General features: G+C 48.8%; 22 protein-coding genes. 7 read left to right on the top strand and 15 right to left on the bottom strand.

Annotated features, from left to right (window positions below; translation table 11 throughout):
- Positions 1 to 657, bottom strand: a complete 657-nt coding sequence (locus PK629_06630; protein HOP11147.1) for a Crp/Fnr family transcriptional regulator — start codon at positions 655 to 657, stop codon at positions 1 to 3.
- Positions 658 to 790: 133 nt separating this feature from the next.
- Between PK629_06630 and PK629_06625 the strand changes: the two genes are divergently transcribed.
- The 5 genes from PK629_06625 to PK629_06605 all read left to right on the top strand — a co-directional run bounded on the left by PK629_06625 (position 791) and on the right by PK629_06605 (position 3,566).
- On the top strand, positions 791 to 1,033 hold the full coding sequence (locus PK629_06625; GenBank protein ID HOP11146.1) for a DUF5320 domain-containing protein: 243 nt from the start codon (positions 791 to 793) through the stop codon (positions 1,031 to 1,033).
- 65 nt (positions 1,034 to 1,098) lie between these two features.
- The gene (locus tag PK629_06620; protein ID HOP11145.1) at positions 1,099 to 1,461 is read left to right on the top strand and encodes a NifB/NifX family molybdenum-iron cluster-binding protein; all 363 of its coding nucleotides are present in this window, start codon (positions 1,099 to 1,101) and stop codon (positions 1,459 to 1,461) included.
- Entirely contained in the window at positions 1,458 to 2,291 is an 834-nt protein-coding gene (locus tag PK629_06615) for an ATP-binding protein (GenBank protein ID HOP11144.1), read from the top strand. The genes PK629_06620 and PK629_06615 overlap by 4 nt, the downstream gene beginning before the upstream one ends.
- Positions 2,288 to 3,151: an ATP-binding protein gene (locus tag PK629_06610; protein HOP11143.1), complete on the top strand. Its 864-nt coding sequence runs from the start codon at positions 2,288 to 2,290 to the stop codon at positions 3,149 to 3,151. The genes PK629_06615 and PK629_06610 overlap by 4 nt, the downstream gene beginning before the upstream one ends.
- Before the next feature lie 58 nt (positions 3,152 to 3,209).
- The gene (locus tag PK629_06605; GenBank protein ID HOP11142.1) at positions 3,210 to 3,566 is read left to right on the top strand and encodes a NifB/NifX family molybdenum-iron cluster-binding protein; all 357 of its coding nucleotides are present in this window, start codon (positions 3,210 to 3,212) and stop codon (positions 3,564 to 3,566) included.
- A gap of 4 nt (positions 3,567 to 3,570) precedes the next feature.
- On the opposite strand, the gene PK629_06600 is transcribed toward PK629_06605, so the two are convergent.
- On the bottom strand, positions 3,571 to 4,461 hold the full coding sequence (locus PK629_06600) for a hypothetical protein (protein HOP11141.1): 891 nt from the start codon (positions 4,459 to 4,461) through the stop codon (positions 3,571 to 3,573).
- A 181-nt stretch (positions 4,462 to 4,642) separates the two neighbouring features.
- Between PK629_06600 and PK629_06595 the strand changes: the two genes are divergently transcribed.
- Positions 4,643 to 5,473, top strand: a complete 831-nt coding sequence (locus tag PK629_06595) for a hypothetical protein (protein ID HOP11140.1) — start codon at positions 4,643 to 4,645, stop codon at positions 5,471 to 5,473.
- A gap of 85 nt (positions 5,474 to 5,558) precedes the next feature.
- Here the strand turns inward: PK629_06595 and PK629_06590 are convergent, their stop codons facing one another.
- A complete protein-coding gene (locus PK629_06590) occupies positions 5,559 to 6,389 on the bottom strand; it encodes a hypothetical protein (GenBank protein ID HOP11139.1) in 831 nt (276 codons plus the stop codon).
- Positions 6,390 to 6,537: 148 nt separating this feature from the next.
- On the opposite strand from PK629_06590, the gene PK629_06585 reads away from it, so the two are divergent.
- Entirely contained in the window at positions 6,538 to 7,275 is a 738-nt protein-coding gene (locus tag PK629_06585) for a hypothetical protein (GenBank protein ID HOP11138.1), read from the top strand.
- A 64-nt stretch (positions 7,276 to 7,339) separates the two neighbouring features.
- Here the strand turns inward: PK629_06585 and PK629_06580 are convergent, their stop codons facing one another.
- The 12 genes from PK629_06580 to PK629_06525 form a co-directional block, all read right to left on the bottom strand.
- Positions 7,340 to 8,626: a glycosyltransferase gene (locus tag PK629_06580; protein ID HOP11137.1), complete on the bottom strand. Its 1,287-nt coding sequence runs from the start codon at positions 8,624 to 8,626 to the stop codon at positions 7,340 to 7,342.
- 107 nt (positions 8,627 to 8,733) lie between these two features.
- Entirely contained in the window at positions 8,734 to 9,456 is a 723-nt protein-coding gene (locus PK629_06575; GenBank protein HOP11136.1) for a glycerophosphodiester phosphodiesterase family protein, read from the bottom strand.
- A gap of 67 nt (positions 9,457 to 9,523) precedes the next feature.
- Entirely contained in the window at positions 9,524 to 11,176 is a 1,653-nt protein-coding gene (locus tag PK629_06570) for a hypothetical protein (GenBank protein HOP11135.1), read from the bottom strand.
- A 110-nt stretch (positions 11,177 to 11,286) separates the two neighbouring features.
- Positions 11,287 to 12,381 (bottom strand): ribose-phosphate pyrophosphokinase, encoded by a 1,095-nt coding sequence (locus tag PK629_06565; GenBank protein ID HOP11134.1) that lies wholly within the window; start codon positions 12,379 to 12,381, stop codon positions 11,287 to 11,289.
- Positions 12,382 to 12,533: 152 nt separating this feature from the next.
- Positions 12,534 to 13,802 (bottom strand): L-rhamnose isomerase, encoded by a 1,269-nt coding sequence (locus PK629_06560; protein HOP11133.1) that lies wholly within the window; start codon positions 13,800 to 13,802, stop codon positions 12,534 to 12,536.
- 54 nt (positions 13,803 to 13,856) lie between these two features.
- On the bottom strand, positions 13,857 to 14,795 hold the full coding sequence (gene jag, locus PK629_06555) for an RNA-binding cell elongation regulator Jag/EloR (GenBank protein ID HOP11132.1): 939 nt from the start codon (positions 14,793 to 14,795) through the stop codon (positions 13,857 to 13,859).
- Positions 14,796 to 14,819: 24 nt separating this feature from the next.
- Complete coding sequence (gene yidC / locus PK629_06550; protein ID HOP11131.1) at positions 14,820 to 16,169, bottom strand: membrane protein insertase YidC; 1,350 nt, start codon at positions 16,167 to 16,169, stop codon at positions 14,820 to 14,822.
- Position 16,170: 1 nt separating this feature from the next.
- Positions 16,171 to 16,434 carry a membrane protein insertion efficiency factor YidD gene (gene yidD / locus PK629_06545; GenBank protein HOP11130.1) on the bottom strand — a complete coding sequence of 88 codons (264 nt, stop codon included), beginning with the start codon at positions 16,432 to 16,434 and terminating at the stop codon, positions 16,171 to 16,173.
- A complete protein-coding gene (gene rnpA, locus PK629_06540; GenBank protein HOP11129.1) occupies positions 16,431 to 16,772 on the bottom strand; it encodes a ribonuclease P protein component in 342 nt (113 codons plus the stop codon). Before rnpA ends, yidD begins: the two co-directional genes overlap by 4 nt.
- A 2-nt stretch (positions 16,773 to 16,774) precedes the next feature.
- Positions 16,775 to 16,909 carry a 50S ribosomal protein L34 gene (gene rpmH, locus PK629_06535; protein HOP11128.1) on the bottom strand — a complete coding sequence of 45 codons (135 nt, stop codon included), beginning with the start codon at positions 16,907 to 16,909 and terminating at the stop codon, positions 16,775 to 16,777.
- A 219-nt stretch (positions 16,910 to 17,128) separates the two neighbouring features.
- Positions 17,129 to 18,175: a hypothetical protein gene (locus tag PK629_06530; protein ID HOP11127.1), complete on the bottom strand. Its 1,047-nt coding sequence runs from the start codon at positions 18,173 to 18,175 to the stop codon at positions 17,129 to 17,131.
- Between the two features lie 147 nt (positions 18,176 to 18,322).
- Positions 18,323 to 19,885, bottom strand: coding sequence for a leucine-rich repeat domain-containing protein (locus tag PK629_06525; protein ID HOP11126.1), 1,563 nt, complete (start codon positions 19,883 to 19,885; stop codon positions 18,323 to 18,325).
- Positions 19,886 to 19,985: the final 100 nt, after the last annotated feature.

Below are 19,985 nucleotides of genomic sequence, written 5' to 3'. Positions count from 1 at the left end.
TTATTCCGCAAGTGCCTCCAGCCGTTTTCGGTCTTTGATCTTAATCTCTCCGCGCGTCAGGGTGATCATATCTTCCGACTGGAAATAATTCAACATTCTTGTCACGACCTCGCGTGCCGTTCCCAAATGATTTGCGATTTTTTCATGGGTGATCTTCAACGCCCCTGAATCATCGAGGATGCTTTCTTCCAATAAAAACGCAGCCAACCGTTTATCGAAACTCTTCCACATAATCTGTTCGATCAGCCACATCACTTCCGAAAAGCGCGAAGCCATAATCTCGTTGGTATAATTGGCAATAACGGCGGATTTCTCCATCAGATTTTTATAAACAGCCGTCGGAATCACCCAGAGTTCGGTGTCTTTTTCGGCTTCGATTGCAATTTCGAATTGAATGCTGGACATCATACAGGAAGCGGAAAACAGGCAGATGTCCCGCTCGAACAGGCGATAAATCGTAACTTCCCTGCCCTCGTCGGATAATATGTATGCCCGCAGCTGTCCCGAACGGATGACAAACAACCCGATGCAATCGGAGGAACCGCCGTAAACCAATGTTCCCTTTTTTGCAAAACGCGGCTGCGCGGCGTTTTCGAGCGTCTCTTTCTCCTCAGCGCTCAGTTTATCCCATATCGGGAAAAAGGCGGATATGCTCAAAGAAATCCCTCCATTCTTTTTAATTATAAATTTTTTTAGAAAAATGTCAATAAAGTTATTGACATATGTCATTTATGGGGTATAATAGTTTTATAAATGGCATATGTCGTTTACTTGAAAGGAGGTGTCGATTATGCCCGGAATGGATGGTACGGGTCCGCTGGGGCTCGGTCCTAAAACCGGCCGCGCTCTTGGTAAGTGTACCAGCGGTACAACCGGATTTTTTCGGTATGGCTGCGGTCTTGGCCGCGGTTATGGCAGTGGGCGCGGGTTTCGCCGTTATACTGCGGTGGATTCAAAAGAAGTGCTGAACGCGCGAAAAAGACTGCTTCAGGATGAGCTCTCGGCAATCGAAGAGCAATTGCTGGACCGTTAAAGCAGAACACGGAGGTCAGCCGGAGCGCACTCCGGCTGACGCTTTGAAAGGATGGTCATAAATATATGATTACAGCGATTCCAGTCAATGAAAACAGTGAAAGCACAAGCGTCTGCGTCTCTTTCGGCAGAGCACCGTTTTTCCTTTTTTATGATACCGAGACGGGCAAATCCGAAACGGTTGTCAACGAGGCGGCAAACGCACAGGGCGGCGCCGGAATCAAAGCGGCGCAGGTTGTCGTCGACAGAGGCGCCAAAGCGCTCATCACCCCCCGCTGCGGAGAAAACGCCGCGCAGGTGCTCAAAGCCGCAGGCATTGAAATTTACAAGAGTTCCGGCGGCGATGCCGGTCAAAATCTCGCTGATCTGAAAGCCGGAAGACTGGAACTTCTGAACAATTTTCATCCCGGCTTTCATGGAAAACAATGAAAATCGCGGTACTCAGCGGAAAAGGCGGCGCAGGAAAGACTTTTGTCAGCGTCAACCTTGCCTCCGCCGCCGGCCATGCGACCTACATTGACTGCGACGTCGAAGAACCGAACGGCCGGCTTTTTCTCAAACCCGAAAATCCGGAGCGGGAACCAGTTTACACCATGCTCCCCGCTTTTAACGAAACAAAATGTATCGGCTGCCGAAAATGCGTGGATTTTTGCAGATTCAACGCACTGGTATTTATCAAAGACAAACCCATGGTGTTTCCGGAGGTCTGCCACGCCTGCGGTGGCTGTGCTTTAGTGTGTCCGAGCCGCGCCGTCGCCGAAACCGAACGTTCGGTGGGAATAATCGAAACCGGCAAATATCAAAACACACAAGTCGTCACGGGTGTGCTCAACCTCGGCGAGGCCTCCGCTATCCCCGTTATCAAGGCGGCGCTGCAAATGGCAAAGCCGAAAGCGCTGACGATCATTGACTGCCCGCCCGGCAGTTCCTGCGCGGTAATGGAAAGTGTGGCGGATGCGGATTTTTGCATTCTGGTCGCCGAACCGACTTCTTTTGGACTGCACAACCTCGAAATGGTATATGAACTCGTCCGCCTGTTTCAAAAGCCGCTCGGAATCGTCATCAACAAAACCGACGGGGATTATGCGCCGCTCGATTTATTCTGCACACAGAATCAAATTCCGATTCTCTGCCGAATCCCATACAGCGAAAAACTGGCGGCTCTGTGTGCGGCGGCACAAGTTGCCTCTTTGCAAGATATTGAAACGAATAAACTGTTTACCCGTCTTCTGAAACAGGTACAGGAGGTGCGTATATGAAAAAACTGCTGATTCTCAGCGGCAAAGGCGGCACCGGAAAGACCACGACGGCGGCGGCTTTCATTGCCTTTTCCAACGCACTCGCTTTTGCCGACTGTGACGTCGACGCACCCAATCTCCACATCGTCACGCGGATGAACGCCATGCCCGAACGCAGTGACTTTCAGGGCTCCCAAAAAGCCGTTATCGACGTTCAAAAATGCATCGGCTGCGGATTATGCCGAGAACATTGCCGATTTGACGCCATTCACCCCGACGGACAGCATTTTACCGTCGATGAATACGCCTGTGAGGGCTGCGGCGTCTGTGAATACGTTTGCCCTGTCGGCGCGGCTGTTCTGCACGACGACGTCTCCGGCGAACTCGAACTCTATCGGGACACACGCGTCTTTTCGACTGCGAAACTCAAGATGGGGCGCGGCAATTCCGGCAAACTCGTGACGCAGGTCAAAACGGCGCTGACAAATGCCCTTCCCGACACCGAACTGCAGATTATCGACGGTTCGCCCGGCATCGGCTGTCCGGTCATCGCCTCTGTAAGCGGCGTGGATCTCGTACTCGTGGTTGCGGAACCGACCCTCTCGGGTTTCAGCGATATGCAGCGCATCCTGAAAACCGCAGCGATTCTCGGCGCGAAAACCGCCGTCTGCATCAACAAATACGACACCTGCATCGAAAACACAAGGGCAATCGAGACCTTCTGCAAAGAAAATAATATCCCTTATACGGGACGCATTCCTTATGACAAGCATGTGCCGGAAGCCATCAACGCCGGACGCAGCATCGCGGACATCGATTGTCCCGCGAAAAACGCCCTGCACACGGTATATGAACGTACAATGGCTGTTTTATATCAATAAAAAACACGGCCTGACACATTCTGTCAAACCAAAATCAACAAATTATGGAGGAAACAACATGAAAATCGCAGTTGCAAGCATGGAAACTCAAATCTCGGGGCATTTCGGACATTGTGAAAATTTCAACATCTATGAGACAAAAGACGGCGCCATTCAAAGCAAAAGCGTCGTCCCGAACCCCGGCCACAGACCCGGATTTCTGCCGAACTTTCTCGGCGATATGGGCGTCAACGTCATCATCGCAGGCGGAATGGGCGGCGGCGCAGTCGAGATCTTCAACGAGAGAAACATCGAAGTCATCGTCGGGGCGGAAGGCAGCGCACGCGAAGCGGTCGAAAATTACCTGAAAGGCGATCTCAAATCCACCGGTTCGGTCTGTCACCAGCACGAACATGCCGACGAATGCGGAAAATAAAAAGTCAACAGCAAATCCGCATGCAAAGATTTGATACCGAATCTTTTACCGCAACCCACCCGCTGTCATATGCGGGACAATCTCCCGATGCGGCGATCTGCATCCGAAATTTCAGCCCGCGTTCCGCATTCTGAACGGTCAGCACATAGGGGGCTTTCGCTGTACAATCCGCCAAATCGGAACGATCCGGTATATCCGGCCGTCTGAAGCGTACCGTCCCCTCCCCGCTGATCACCAACCCGTTCCAGCAGCAGCCGAAGCGGGTTGTTTTGTTTTGCCCCCGGGCGTCATTCTGCACGGAAACATTCCGTCCGTAAGCGTAAAAATAAATTCCGCTGTCGGTTTCGCCGGCCGTATAGCGAATTGAGCGGTTCATGACGTCAACACTCGGGATAAAAGCGCGCAAAGCGGCGTTTTCACCGTAAACAGCGTCCTCGGGATTTGCAACGCTGCCCTTTGCCAAACCGATCAGGCCGGATTGATTCGCACACGGGCGTTGAGCGGCAGCACAGGACCGGGGGTCGGGTTCGCGAAGCTGGGGTACAGAATACCTCTGTGTCAAAATTCCCTGATCTGAGACCGATTCAGAGGCCCTGACAGGCAGCTCCGGTCTGGATACCGACGAAACGGTCACCTGCTGTATCTGTTCCTCTTTCAGCGCCAAGAGCACTTGGAATTTTTCGATCGTCCCCAGAATTTCCTCAACGCTTTCGCTGATGCCCTGTGCATCGACTCCGTTGCTTTTGATGATATATGTAACCCTCTCACGTTCGATGTCGGCCAGTTTCGTCAAACTTTCCGCCTGCGCGGCAGTCGAGGCTGTCAACATACGCATGGCCTCATCAAACGTCATCACCGAATCCGGTTTTATTGACGGAATCACCGGAGTTGACATAATATTTCTCACCCTCCCCTGTTCTTGTTTAATACATCTTGTTTTTCAGACATTCAGGTTGCATGTATCATAACCCGTACCCTATTATATAGCGTTATTTCACCATCTGTGACTGCCTGCCATGCACAAAACCGATACAATAAAAATACAATGGGATGAGATTGTATGAAGGAGCTTTATTATGCCGTTTCCTAATTTCATCGACATAGGCGATCCCGCCGATCTTTCTCTCGGCAGTTCCGTCAATCTGCTGCTCGCCTCGGTGGCCTTTGAAGAATTTGCATTGGCCAATCTGATCAATGCGGAGGCGGAAAAAATTCAATACATGCTGGGGACACTGGACGGACAGACCCCGCCGGACCCGCCTTCAACACCCGATCAAATTCTCGAAGTCAATCAATGTGCGGATCAGACCCTGCGCGACGTCATAAAAAAAGAAGTTCTGCTCCAGCTCAAACTGGAGAATATCCTCAGCCTCTCATCCGATACCCCGGTTGCCGAGACCGCTGTCTCAACCGCTGCGATCACCACCACATCCACCTCTTCGGCATCCACGACAACCACCTCAGTCATAGTGAGCACCGCGGCGAGTGCCACCTTAAGCGTTGCAGAAAGCGCACATAGACCGCCATCCGATAAATCCGCCTGGGTGGCAGGAATAGATTTCGGCACCGGTTGTGCACAGTATACGACGCTTGAACTCGGTGAACTCTGTAAAGCCGCCGATTTGAATTTGGCCTGTAAACGCATTCCCGTGGGTACGGTCCGAATAGTTCGCTGCGGCACCGATTTACTGGTAACGATTGCAACCGCCAGACCGCATATAATGAATCGAGTATATCTGTATGTGGGTCTTGTTGCGCCGATCGACAGCAACCCGGAAAACTTCCCCTATCGTTATGTCGTAACCGATCCGTCCGAATATTTTCGCGTTCATACCTTTAATGTGGATGTCAGGGGCTATTTAGGCAGAACAATCTATATTTCGGCCTACGCGCGATTGGTCAACTGAAAAAAATCAAACAAAATCCTTTTCATCCGGCTCGTATCAACGTATGCCGGATTCATTTTTATACTAATTCTCTATGGCCGATCAGTTAACAGCAAAGCTTCATACATAACGTGGACGGCGGCACTTTGACGGGAATAAACCCGCTGTCATGTTCAAAACACGGATCCGCTTTTTGGATTTGCATTCTGAATACAAGGCCGTGCTCAACCGTGTATTGAACGGTCAGCGCAAAAGCAGCTTTCCCGATTCGTTCGTGCCCGCAGGGACGATTGATTTCCGCTGTCCCTTCTCCGCAAACCGTAAATCGGTTCAGACGGCAATCGGGACAAATTTCCTTGATTCCGCGCTTTACAGCGGAAAAATACAGCCCGTCGCAATGATCGCCCGCCATATACCGGATCGTCCCGCCCCTGTGATCGCTGTCATTAATAAAAGCATGCAGTTGAGCATATTTCCCGTATAAATCATCACAGCTGTTTTGAACACAGCCCTTTCCGGTTCCGATCAGGCAGCAATTACAACCCGTCAATACGGTTGCCGGACAGGTGCAGGTTGAAGAGACCGTCACCGTGCAGGAAGTTGTGGTAGCGGTCGTGGTCGTGGTTGTTGTGGTCGTAGTCGTGGTCGTAAGCGGTAGCAATTCCCGCACATTTTCCAATTTGAATTGCAAGAGCATTTGGAATTTCGCCAATGTCTTCATCATTTCATTGACGCTTTTATTGACTTCCACCGCCTCCTGCATACCGCCGCAATGTTCCCTGCAGCGTTCAAGCGCGTATTGTACTTTTTCTTTTTCCACATCCATCAGGCGCGATAAACTCATCTCCTCCATAGCGATGGAAGACAGCAGAAGGTTTACCGATTCGTCAAAATCAATCTCATGATTCGCCTTTTTACCCGGGATTTTCGATGACATAATCTTTCCTCTTTCATATGTAAACGGATAAGAATCCGCTGGATTTCTAACCCATTATATAACGAAGATGAAACCGTTGTGACTGCAAAGGAACAAAAGAAGCGCCTGTAAAATACAATGGGGTGAAACCCTTGAAAGGAGATGTTTTATGTCATTTACTAATTTTTCGGACACCCAAATGCCCGTTGATATATCACTTGAAGATGCCGTCAATTTACTGCTGGCATCGGTGGCCTTCGAGGAATTCGGTCTTGCGCACCTGATTGACGCGGAAGCGGAAAAACTGCAATATGTCCTCGGTACACTCGGACGTTTTCACAGATTAATTCCCCCGCCGACTTTCGACCAGCTTCTCGCAGCCGATGCCTCCGTAGACCACGCACTGAAGGACATCATCAAAAAGGAAATGCTTTTGCAATTCAAACTGGACAATGTACTCGCAATCCCCGCCAGTATTACGACAACCTCTTCCTCTTCGAGCTCATCCTCGTCGACGAGTGACCCCGATATCGGCTCCGCGTGGTCCGTCGGAACCCCTTTCGGCACCGGCAACGCACAATACACGTATATCGAAAGCGATCAGGATCAAAAAACCGTCGACTTGGGACTCGGTGCTGTGCATATCCCGATCGGATCGGTCGAAATGCTCCGTTCCGGAGACGATCTTCTGGTGACAATCAGCACAAATTCCCCGTATCTGATGGATCAGGTTCACCTTTATGCGGAAGATGAGATTCCCACAAACAGCGCGCCGGGACTTTTCCCTTATCAGTATACCGTTACCAACCCCGACGGATATTTTTCAACCTTTACTTTCACCGTCAAAGTAAGCGAGTTTGAAGGGGATACCATCTATGTTGCGGCCCACGCCCATATTGTTGCTTAAAACGTTATCGCGTAAAAACGCAAGACCCCCGCTTCCCAACGGAGGTCTTGCTGTTTTCTCATTACTAAATATCTTCGATCAGCGGCTGTAACTGATTGTACCAAATCCAATCCGGATTGAACTCGCGTCTGACCAGAGTCTTGGCCCGCAAGACCGCATTGTCCCTCATCCGGTCGACGATCCTCGCCGCGTGTTCTTCCAAATATGCCGGTTCCGAGGGCTTATAGTCTTCTTTGGTGTCAAACCCGAAATTGCGGGCATCCCACCGCATAAAGTAAGCGCCCAGCCGTTTCCCGAGTTCTTCGAGCGCCGGAACCGCCTCATTCAGCACCAGAAAATTCCCGCGGCTTGCCGCCTCGAGCACCGTCAAGCCAAAGGACTCGGAGTAAGAGGGACAGATAAAAAGATTTGAAAGCGTAAAAAGTTCAAAAACGCCGCTTCGCGGAAATCCATGTGGCCAGCCGAGATCACTGGTAAAAGCCATATCCTCCTCGTCAAGGCCGCAAAGACAGCCGGCCATCCGGACGGCGAGCTTATATTTGGCCGGCTCAATGTCCATGCACGGAAAATCGCAAAAAATAACCTTGACCGTCAGTTCCGTCTTTTTGCGGATGGCCCCAGCTAAAGCGGCAGTTTTCTCGAATTTTTTGCCGGGGGTAAATCTGCCCGGATAGACGATTAAAATATCCGGTTTTAACAAATCCGTTTGGTTGTGCAGTTGTTTGAGGTCTTCGCTCAGGGGGGTAATCAGGTCGACGCTGTTGTATACCACCCGGCACCGGCCTTCGGGCACGCCGTACTGTCTGGCCAGCGCGGGAATCCCGGAATGAGTGGGATAGACATATACCGTATTCGGCATCGGCGTATACCGGCAGGAAAAAGGATATTTCAAAACCGGAGGCCGGTTTACCGGAGCAGAATGCGTAAAAGCGATAAATCTGACTTTCGGCAGATTTTCCTGCGCTTTTCGAATGGCGACGTTATGTATCAGATGCCAGCCCTGATAATGAATATCATGCATAATGCAGACGTCCACGTCGGCAAGGGCGTTTTTTAAATCTGCTGCAATCGCCTCCGTTTCGGCAAAAAAGGTCTCGTGCGGCGTGCCGTTTGGCAGGGCGTAATCGTGCCATTCCATCCGTTTTCCGTCGATCCGGTTCGTGATTTTCACCCACTCGAGCCGCTCATCTGCGAAGATACCCCTCCGTTCTTCGTCTGAACAATCCTGACTGACCAGAACCTTTGTGCTTATCCCGGCGTCAAGCAGCATTTTCAGATGTTCCGCAACGACGTTGACAAGCGAATAGGTATTGCTCAAACCGTTGAACATGGTCAAAAGCGCAACTTTCATCTCGGTTTCCTCCCGCATTTTTACCCTATGTTATGCCGTGGGAATTTTTATCATACACAAAAAGCGGCCGGCGGAAGAACCACCGGCCGCAAAACATGGAATTTCGTCTATTCCAGAATATTTGACGTGATCATATCCACACCGTAACCGATCAGTTTTGCCGCATCAGCGGAATCATCCACCGTCCAGCAATTGACCGTAATTCCCGCTTCTTTCAGCATAGCGGTATTTTCAGCGGTGAGCGCTTTGTAATGAATATCGAGGTCCAGATTATATTCTTTGAGCCGCCCGATCAACCCGCCGTCGTATTCACCGGTCAGAAACTGCGCGGCTTGTTGGGGATACTTCTTTCTCAGGTAAACAAGATTTTCATAACAAAACGAGATAAATATTACACCGTTCATATATCCGAGGCGTTCGATTTCATCGCAAATACGGTAAATATCGTCTTCTTCCATAGCGTTTTTCAGTTCCAGCACGCCGACCTTTCCGTATTTCATGTTGATGTTTATATACTCCGCCAGCGTCGGTATACGCAAATCACTGCGTCTTTTAATCCCGTCACGGTCGGTGAGGATCAATGACCGCAGGGTATCAAACGTCGATTTCTCAACCGCCAGATCGTCGATTGCAACCCTGCCGGTCGTATCATCGTGAATCAAAACAAATTTTCCGTCGCCCGTTTTATGAATATCGGTTTCGATTCCGAAATAACTCCTGTTTCCCGCTGCGATGAAGGCCGAATTGGTATTTTCCGTCTCAATCCCGCTGACGCCGCGATGCGCAATGATCTTTACCCCTTTTTTGTCCGTGATTTTAATCGTGTCCATCAATCAATTACCTTCTTTATAACTTCGGCCTCTCCGAAACGGAGAGGCCGGTTTTTAAAATCCTCAATCAATATCTCTGTGTCGGGGTCTTTCCGATGACGGCGTTGGCTTCAACCAATACCTGCTGTGCGCCCAACTGTTCCATAGCAATGGCATATTCGCTCAGCGCCTGCTGCACAGTATAATCTTCATTGCTGATGGCGTTGACAAAACAAGTGTGAAATGCGGTGGCAATGTCGCTGACATTGGCATTCAAGGTTTGAGAAACCGGGAATGAATATTGCAGATCCAGCTTCAGCACGTCCTCGGCATTCAGAGCCGTGGTCATGGTCTGACTGTTGTATGCCGCCGATTCCTGCTTACGAATGCGGACATTCTCATTGTCGCTCCCGATAATCTCGAGATTTTCGGAATCATATACGCCTTCAATGATGCCCACCAAATTGGCCATATGCCGTGTGACATAAACGCCTTCTCCCGCTTCTTCGGACGCGTCTTCATCGAGCATCATTTTGAGTGTGATCGAACCGTCGGAATTACGAACGATATTGTCCTCCAACCCGACATAGGCCTCGATATAGTTGGGTTCCGAACCATACAGCAGATCGACAAAGAAATTCGCGGTCTCAGCAGGTTGAGCGGTACCGTTGATCAACACAAAAGCGCTTCCCGTAGGGAACAGAATCTGCGGCACTTCATATCCGTTGTTCGACAGTGAAGTGATCTCGGTATACAGCGTGGTCAATTCGTTCCACTTTTCATCGGTGGTAGGCCATTCCGAAGTCTGCTCATAGATGGCATTTGCTGCGGCATACATTCCGTAGCCGTATTTACCTTCGCCGACGGTGGTATAATAACTGCCATATTCCCCGTTGTCGAGCGCTTCCCAAACGTCTTCAGACGTCATGTTCCACAGATTCGTATCAAATGCGTCGGCTTCATAGAGCTCACGAAGGTATTGCAGCGCTTCAGCCGCCTCCGACTGTAAAAACCCGTCGATGAAAGTGCCTGTTTCGGGGTCATAAGCATAACCGAACTGCCCCGAGGAATCAATGCGCACGCCAAACGCGTTTAAAATATCCAAAGCCCATGAAAGATCCGCTCCGCCGCCGATCGCAGCGCCTTCAATGTCAGAATTCGCAACCGCAAGCGCATATTCTCTTAAGCTGTCCAAATCGGTCGGAACCTCAAGCCCAAGCTGCTCCAGCCAGTCGGTGCGGAAGGAACGGGTTTTCATCGTATAATAAAAGCTGCTCGGAATAGCCCAAATATGACCGTCGATCATATACATATTGCGCATCTCTTCAGGCAGCGAAAGCCATGCGGGATTGTCTGCCAGATAATCATCCAGCGGCAAAATTGCCCCGCCGTCCTTGAAATACTGCACCACATCGAGCCCGCCGACGTTAACCACGCCGTGAATATTCTGGTTATACGCCTCTTGCATTGTACTCGAATAAGTCGTATCGACAGGTACGGTTACCGTGATATAGACCCCGTACCGTTCACTCATCGCGTCGGTCCATTCATTGCGTTCGTCCACTGTCAAGGTGTCATCGCCGTAGTTGTAAAAAAACGCAGGAGCCACGATCTCGAGATCGGTCGGAAGTGAGAGATCTTCATAGTTGATTTTCGGAACGGAGGTCTCGGAACCGCTCGGAGAACAGCCGCCGATCAAAAAAACGGCGACCAAGATAATCACAAATATCCGTTTTACCATATGCTCTGTCCTTTCAAATGGAATGCCGGTTGATTTCTGAATTAATTTATCAAAATATTATGAACATACAAGTAAATTTCGGTGATGAAAATTTGATCTTTTTAAAGTACTCAAACCCGTTTTTTGGCCAGTAATTTCTTAATACGGGCGGCGGGATCGATCAGATCGCTCAGTGACCGGTCAAAGTTGAGCGCGTCGATGAGTAACGCGATATACTTGGACATGTCCACTTCCTCATACCAAACCCGCGACTTCAATTCGTCGGTCCGATAGTTGAGATTGGTGGTAAAGACTTTTGCAAGCTGCCCGGCGGCATAGGCTTCGTCGAACCGCGAAATCCCTTCGCAGAACAGCCCGAACGTGGCAAAGACGAAAATGCGCTGTGCGCCCATTTCTTTGAGATGCTCGGCAATGTCAAGAATCGAATCCCCGGAAGAAATCATATCATCGACGATGATGATGTCCTTGCCGTTCACATTATTGCCCAAAAATTCATGCGCTATGATGGGGTTGCGCCCGTTGACGATTTTGGAATAGTCCCTGCGTTTATAATACATACCCAAATCAAGCGACAGAATCGAGGAATAATACATACAGCGGTCCATTCCGCCTGCGTCGGGTGAGACAATGAGCGTGTGTTCGGCGTCGAGCTTGATGTCGGGTACCGCGCGGTAAATCGCTTTGATCATTTGGTAATACGGTTTGATGTTCTCGAATCCGCAAAAGGGTACGGCATTTTGTACCCGGGAATCGTGGGCGTCAAAAGTGATGATGTTGGCGACGCCGATATTCTGCAGTTCCTGCAGCATAATTGCACAATCCAACGACTCTCTGGCAGCTCTGCGATGCTGACGGCCGCCGTAGAGCATCGGCATAATCACGCTGATGCGGCGGGCTTTTCCGCCCACGGCTGCGATGATACGCTTGAGGTCACCGTAATGATCGTCGGGACTCATACGGGTTTTGGTGCCGTACATGTTATAGGTGGTGCCGTAATCGAAGATGTCGCACAAAACAAAAAGGTCGTCCCCGCGTACCGATTGATTGATCATCCCCTTGCTCTCACCGGTACCGAATCGCGGACAACATGCGCTGACGAGGAAACTCTGTTCGCTTTCACGCCATTCTTTGATATAACCGTCGGCTCGGGAGGCGATTTCGCTGCAGCCCTGCAGCGGGATAATCCCCAATTTGCCGACGGGCATTGAAATATCTTCGGTCACACTGCTCACAACAACCACGCTCCACACTTTAATTTCGATTTTATTATACCCGTACCGTTCTGCTTTGTCAATCTTTACGTGTCCTTAAACCCATTGTTTACAATCCACAGATATGCCAATCATTCACTGCCATATCATTTTCTGTTGGACAAGATCTTCTGTTCATAATCTTTAAGCAGTTCAATCCACTCAGCGCCTACCGGAACGCCCCGCCGCACGCACAGCATATCCCATACCGGATTGATCGGCAGGTTCTTGAATTCGTCAAACAATGCCAGTCTCGTTGTGAAGTCGTCGTTAGCCTCGGCCTCCTCCAGCAGATGGCCGGGTTCGCACAGCGCCGTCAGCATCGCTTTTCCGGCCGCCCGCATCCCGATAATCCAAGCCGCGACCCGGTTGATCTGAGCGTCGAAATAGTCCAGCCCGACAGCGACCTGACCGAAATAGTTTCCGCGCTTCAGCTCGCTCATCAGCCCGTTCAAATCGTCGCCTTGAATCAAAACATGATCGCTGTCCCACCGTACGCCGCGGCTGACATGCAGCATCACGTTCTTGACGAACGGCGTCACCGAGGAGAGTTTATCGATTGCAGTCTCGGTCGGGTGATAGTGCCCGGTATCCATTGTAATTCCGACGCCATGTGTGGCCGCATAGCCCAGATAGAACTCATGCGAGCCGACCGTGAAACACTCTGTGCCGATGCCGAAGAGTTTCCCCTCAAGCACGTCGACGACATATTGACTGTCGTATTTATCCTCAAATATGCGGTCCAGTGAGTCAGCCAGCAGTTTACGGTATAATTTCCGGTTTGCCGGCTGATCCTTCAATCCGTCCGGAATCCAAATGTTGTTCCAGCAGGGTGTGCCGGTAGCTTTCCCCATCGCCTCGGCGATTGCTCTGGAATTCTTACCGACTTTAACCCAAAAATCGCGTACCTTTTTATCACGGGACGACAGCGAAAATCCGCCCACCATCATCGGATGCTTAAAAAACGTGGGATTGAAATCGAGCCCGTAACCGTTCCCGACCGCCCAGGAAATCCATGTTTCAAAATCCTCGGCCGTGTATTCGTCCCGCCCCTTCTTCTTTTTCGGTTCAGCATAAATGCTGTGCAGATTCACGCGGTGTTTGCAGGGAGACATACAAAACGCCGTATCGATATCAAGCCGCAGCTCATTTCCGTTTCGAGCAGCACCGGGATAATTACCGGTGACGACGTTTTCGCTGTGGATGTTCCCAAGATCCTCGAATCCCATGACGTCATCGCCCTGCCAGCAGTGCAGCGAGACCGGAATTGTCTCGAATTTTTGAATCGCTGCGTCTGTATCAATGCCGTAGGCTAAAAATGCCGATCTTGCCAGATCGTATGCCTTTGCAATTTTATCCCGATCAATTTTATACATAATTGCCCCCAAAATAATCAAAAGTAAAACGGCGGGGTTTACCCCGCCGCAGAATTATTCATCAGTGCTTTGGTCCGCAGCCGAACTCGTGTTCGGATGATCCACTTCGATCTTAGAATAAAGACCGCCCGCGAAATCACTTCTGACGGGCCTGCCGACCGTGATCTTATCGCCGGTGCTGATGGGCTTGATCGGGCGTTGTCCGTCGTTCCCGCCTCTGCCGCCGCCGCGATTTCCGCGATCATTCCGGTCGTTTCGGTCACCGCGGTCATTTCGGTCATAACCGGACGAACGCCGGTCGTCGCGCTTACGGAAATTATCCCGCTTATCGATGCGCTCGTATTTGTCACCGACCTTCTTCACCTTGGAAAGAGGCGCAATGATGACCCGGCGGCGGGGTTCTTCGCCCTCCGACCACGACACCACGTCCGAATTCTCCTGAACGACAGTGTGCAGAATCATACGCTCAAACGGTTTCATCGGATTCGCAACCGTGACATAACCACTCGAATTGGCTTTATCGACTGCGCGTGCGGCATAATCCTTTAGTGACTCAACCCGCTTTTCACGATAGCCGTTTAAGTCGACGTTGACATGATACCTGTAATCCGCATCGCGGTTGACTGCCAGTGAAATGATGGCCGACAGCGCATCCAAAACATCGCCGTGATAACCGATTACAAAGCCGACGTCGCCGTCGGAGGTAATATTATAGGTGACGCTCTCCGCATCCCTTTTAATTTCGACATCATACTCGTCAACGCCCATCGCGTTCAGGATTTCGCACAGATACTGCTCTCCGTCAGCCACTGCATCTTCCTTGCCCAATAAGGTGACTTTGACCTGTGCCTCGGTCGAACCGATCCCTAAGACACCCTTACTGCCGCGTGAAATAATCTCAATCTGAACTTGATCTTCGGTTGCACCCAGCTGCTTCAGCGCGCTTGCAACCGCATCCTCAACGGTCTTGCCCGTCGCGGTGATCTCTTTCATTAAAATGCCTCCTAAGCTCCCGAGCTACTTCCTGCCCCTCTTTTTCTTGCTCTCCATCATTTTGATATAAGCGGCGCGTGCTTCTGCATTCGCCGGGGTCTCTTTCGCTCTTTCTTTTTCCGCTTTGATACGGTCTTTTTCCATCTGCTTTTCCATCAAATCCCGCGCTTTGGGATCGATCTTTTCCTCGTACACCTCACCCTGCTTGGCGAGCTCCTCTTCGCGTGCCTTGGCGATCAATCTGCGCTCCAGTTCTTTTTTCTGGGATTTTGATTTATCTACATAATCGTTATACCGGGTTTGCTTTTCATCGGTAGCTTTTTGTGCCTGTGCGAGTTTGTCCCGGAATTGCGAAGTTTTGGTAACCGGCTTTCCGCTCAGCCGCATCTGTTCAAGCTTTGCCTCATATTCGGCGACCATCCTGCTCATCGGCCAGAACTTGTTTAAAATCACTGTGGAACCCAGCATCAGCAAACTGTTGTAAATCCAGTACAGCAGCACGCAGGCCGGAAACCGATAGGTAATGAGGCCGGTCAGTAACGGCATACCGATCACCATGAACGGACTTGCTGCGGCATTCGCACCCGACATACCCTCGTTGTTACGCTTGTTGATCTGGCCCATGTAATAGGAGCTGGCGACACTGGCGAGGACGGTCAGAATCGGGAAGACCCAATAAATCCAACTTGCCCCTTCCTGTCCGACGCCTAAACTCAGATCAAAATTTTTGAAAAGGCCGAACAGCGACATATCCAAATGGGAGGCCGGTTCAATCAAACCGGAACCTGTAAACCATTCAGGATTGCTTTTGAGATAACGGAAAAGATAAAGTTCTTGATTGTAGGTTGTCATTCCCGCAATCGTCACATGGGATTTTAATGTTGCAACATCTGTTACCACCTGAGCCGCACGAGTGCCGATATCGAATAACGAGCCGGCCAAAAAGGACAACGGCCGCACGATGACCCGGTAGAGTCCGAGAAAGATCGGCAGTGGAAGCAGCGACGGCAGACAGCCGCCCATCGGATTATAACCCTCTTCGGTATAGAGCTTTTGAATCTCTTCGTTTTGACGCTGCTTATCGGTAGCGTACTTTTTCTGAATAGCGTTGATTTTGGGCTGGAACCGCACCATTTTGGCTTGAGAGCGCTGGCGCTTGATGTCGAGCGGAAACAGAACGGCTTTGAAGATGATTGCGAACAGCAGCACCGCTAAGCTGAAGTTAGGCAGTATCGTATAGCAAAACTTGAAGATTGCACCCAGTGGGAGAACGACGTAATCCCAAAAGGTCATCGCATTGGAAGCAGCAGCCGCCTCAGCGACAATTTTCACTATACCGGACACAGCGGTCCCGAATGCCGTTATCAAATCCATCTCATTTCTTGCCTTTCATGCTTTCTGTTTTGCGGTTGCGAAAAATCCAAAATCGATTCGGCACCGGATCGACTCCGCCTTTCGAAAACGGATTGCATCTCAGGATGCGCCATACCGCAAGCAAACCGCCGCCGACGGTCCCATAGGTCTCATATGCTTCAATGGCGTAATTGGAACAGGTGGGATAGTATTTGCAGTTCCCTTTCGACCAAGGCGGACGAATTTTCTGATAGCTGCGGATCAGCGCGATAAAGAGCTTTCTCACGCAAGCACACCGGCCTTTTTCAATTGTGCCTGCATCACGGCGGCGATCTCCGGGCTTTTTTTCTTCCCCGTGCCCTCACGGGCGACGAATACCAAGTCCCAACCGCCGTCAATCCGCGGACAGATGCTGCGGTAGGCCTCTTTAATCACGCGCCGTGCGCGGTTTCGCTCCACCGCAGACCCGATCTTTTTCGCGGCCGTGACCCCGATGCGGGTGCGCCGGCCTTTTCCCTTGAAGCAATAACAGATCAATACAGGCCCGGCAACGCATTTCCCGCGTCTGTATGCACGGTGAAACTCCCAGTTGTTGCGCAGTGCAACGGCGTTACCGACCCGCATCTTTAATAGGACAGGACGTGTCTGCCCTTGGCTCTGCGGCGGGCAAGCACTTTTCTCCCGTTGGCTGTGCTCATGCGCTTGCGGAAACCGTGTTCCTTCTGCCGCTGCCGTTTTTTCGGCTGGTATGTCCTAAGCATACTCTTCCCTCCTTTGTGTTAAACGAACGGGCATAAACCCATAGGGTACATTATATCCAAATAACGCAAGCTTGTCAATCACTTTATCCGCGTTTCACCGCTTTTTCGGTCAGAAATATTCCTTTTCCGAAAAATGCGGTTCTCGTTTCATATCCCACCTAAAATCCGCTATTAAAAAATTCAGCAGGGTAAACGCCCTGCTTGAAATTCAAACGCCGATCAGCTTTTCACAATCCGCACGCTGTAATCATCATAGTGCAATTCCATATCATACCCCAAAACGCGGCATAATTCATCATAAAATAATAAGTTTCCGATATATTTCCCATTTTCATATCTCGCGCCTCCCTTACCATCCACATGCTCACTGCCGTTTTTAAATATATCCACGCAATATGAACCATCACTGTATTCTTTAATTTGTAAGATTACTTCGTTTGAGCTGATTATATTATTCTCCTCGTCATAAGTATATTGAATATCAAGCGCATCTAAAAATTCAAACAAATCTATTTCAAGGAATGTGTAGCCAAATAAAGGCGTCGTTAAAAATGTTATTTCTTGTTCATTGATAAAAACTTTTGCCGACCGGGGGTTGAAAATTTTCAAAAATTCATCCTGTGTATAAACCTTTTGAAATATATAATCACCGTATTTCTCATTCGATATGGGTACTGTCATAAAATACGCTTGCGTTTCGGTGATTGCTGTAATGATATAACCTGTTTCTACATTCGGACCATCTAAAATGACCATCTTTTGGATGTTCTCAATGCCGTTTTCCCGGAAACACTCTTTGATACCTTCTTCATCACATAGAAATATAATCGCTCGTTGAAAATACTCGCTTGTTCTAAACTTTTTCCATCCCCAGTTGTCCGGGTCATTGAGGGTAAGAAACTGTCCTTGCTTGTGAGATCCATCTTCACTTGAGATGCCTGTTAATATTAATTGCCCGTTTTGCTTCTCAAATCGAAAAACAACGTGTATATCCTCATATAACTGATTGTCCCAAGGGTTGTTTATAAAATCAGCGACATCGTAGCTGCTCTCACCACCAAAAGAATCAAAGCTCATATAGATCAATTCGGATTCTTCTGCGCTTTCGGAACTTGCGGAATTTATAAAACTTGCAGAACTTACAGGATTTTCAGAACTCGCGGAATTCTCAGAACTTGTAGAATTTTCTGTAGAATTTGCTGAATTCGCTGTCGCACATCCGCACAGAAATATGATCATCAACAATACACATACTATTTTTTTCATCAAATATCCCCTGCTCCGCAAATTTATAACATTGGAAAAGTGATTCCTCTTGCCTGTAGTATAGCATAATTTTCCCATATTGTAAATGATGCCGGAGCAAAATGCTCCGGCGCCATTCGTGGTTTTCTTTAAGAAAAATCCCTTTGTTTAATAAATCCCCGTCAAAGTAATCCTGTATTGTTCACCGCCAATAGTGTCTTCTTCCGTCATTATGAAAGAAAATGTTTTTTTGATAGGAGTTCCGATTTCCGGAGTAAAACGCAACGTTAAAGTATATTCCATTTTCTCGGCGTCACTTGAAAACGCCAACACCTCGGTCTGCACCTCCGAAAACTCCTTCGGGTAATACCAAATCCCCTTTTGCTGCTGCGAATGTCCTGTAATTTTTGAAAAATCGGGGTCAACACCAAAGAAAATTGTATAATAGTAATAAAAAGTTCTGTCATCCACAAAAATGACACCGGAGGATCCCTTTTTATCATCTACTTCGGTTCCGTCTTCAGATCTCGAATAGATGGCCAAAGTGGCCATTTTATCAAGATAATCAGAATCCGCACTTTCAATATTCTCCGGGTCAAAATCGGTAATTCCGCATTGATACAACAGCGTGGCGGCTTTTGTTAATTTTGCTTTAATCGTTTCATCTGTCCGTTCTTCATTCGCTAAAAAACAAATATAGTCGTTTGAAACAGCATATTCAAACCATTCTATAGTAAAATTATTCTGTCTTTTTACAATGTTATAATCCTCCTGACTGATTCCGATATTTTCATCGTCATTCAAGGGCTTGCCGTTTACCAATACCACTGTAAGTATCGGGTCATATTCATCAATTTGAAAACACAGAATGTTGTTTTTCTCTGCATATTGCGGGACAAGTAGATTGTTGTCGTAAAGCAAAACTAATTCCCTTGAGCATTCATCGAAAGCATAATCACTGATTGAAATAACACTATCGGGAATAAATATCTCGGTAATCGCTGTCGCGGCAAATGCAGCTCCGATAATTTCAACGTTTTCCGGTAAAACAACTGTTTCTAAATCCGATAAATAAAATGTTCCCCTGTTTATTTCCTTAATTTTATTTGGAAACACGAAATTCTTAATCCCTGATACCTCAAAAGCCATTTCTCCAATGCTCTCAACACTTTCCGGCAAATCAAGTGCCTGAAGACTTAGACAACCGTCAAATGCAGATTTTTTAATTGTTTTTAAGCTATTGTTTATAATAATTTGTTTCAGGTTTTGGCAAGCCGAAAAGCTGCCTTCACCGATCTCTTCAACGTTTTCCCCAAATTGAACGCTTTCCAACTCTGTACATTTGCGAAAAGCGGCTTTATCAATTAGGATAACATTGTCCGAAATTACCACACTTTTTAAGGTTTCATTTTCTTTGAATGCGCCCTCTCCAATCACGGTCACCGAAAGCCCGTCCATCGTATCAGGAATTACAAGCTCCTCATCGTCACCATTGTATTTCACAATAGTAATGCTGTCACCAACAATTTCATATTCATAATCACCGTATTCAAAAACAGCAGTATTCGATTCCGGAATAATGCTGGAATCCTCCGAAACTGTCGATTCCGAAGAACCCATTTCTTCACTGCTTGCAGACGCTAGAGAAGAAACTTCGGAAACCTCCGAAGCCGGCTGTGTCTTCACACAGCCGGCTATCAATAATATGCAAAGCACAAAAACTAAAGACATTTTTTTCAAGATTAATTCTCCTTTTCAGTTATTTTCCAGATAAGATCTATAATCTCCCCGTTTGTTTGCATGACGATTAGCGGATCGAAAAACATTACAT

This window comes from Oscillospiraceae bacterium (genome assembly GCA_035380125.1).
Classification (GTDB): Bacteria; Bacillota; Clostridia; order Oscillospirales; family JAKOTC01; genus DAOPZJ01.
This window is presented reverse-complemented; position numbering and strand designations above follow the sequence as displayed.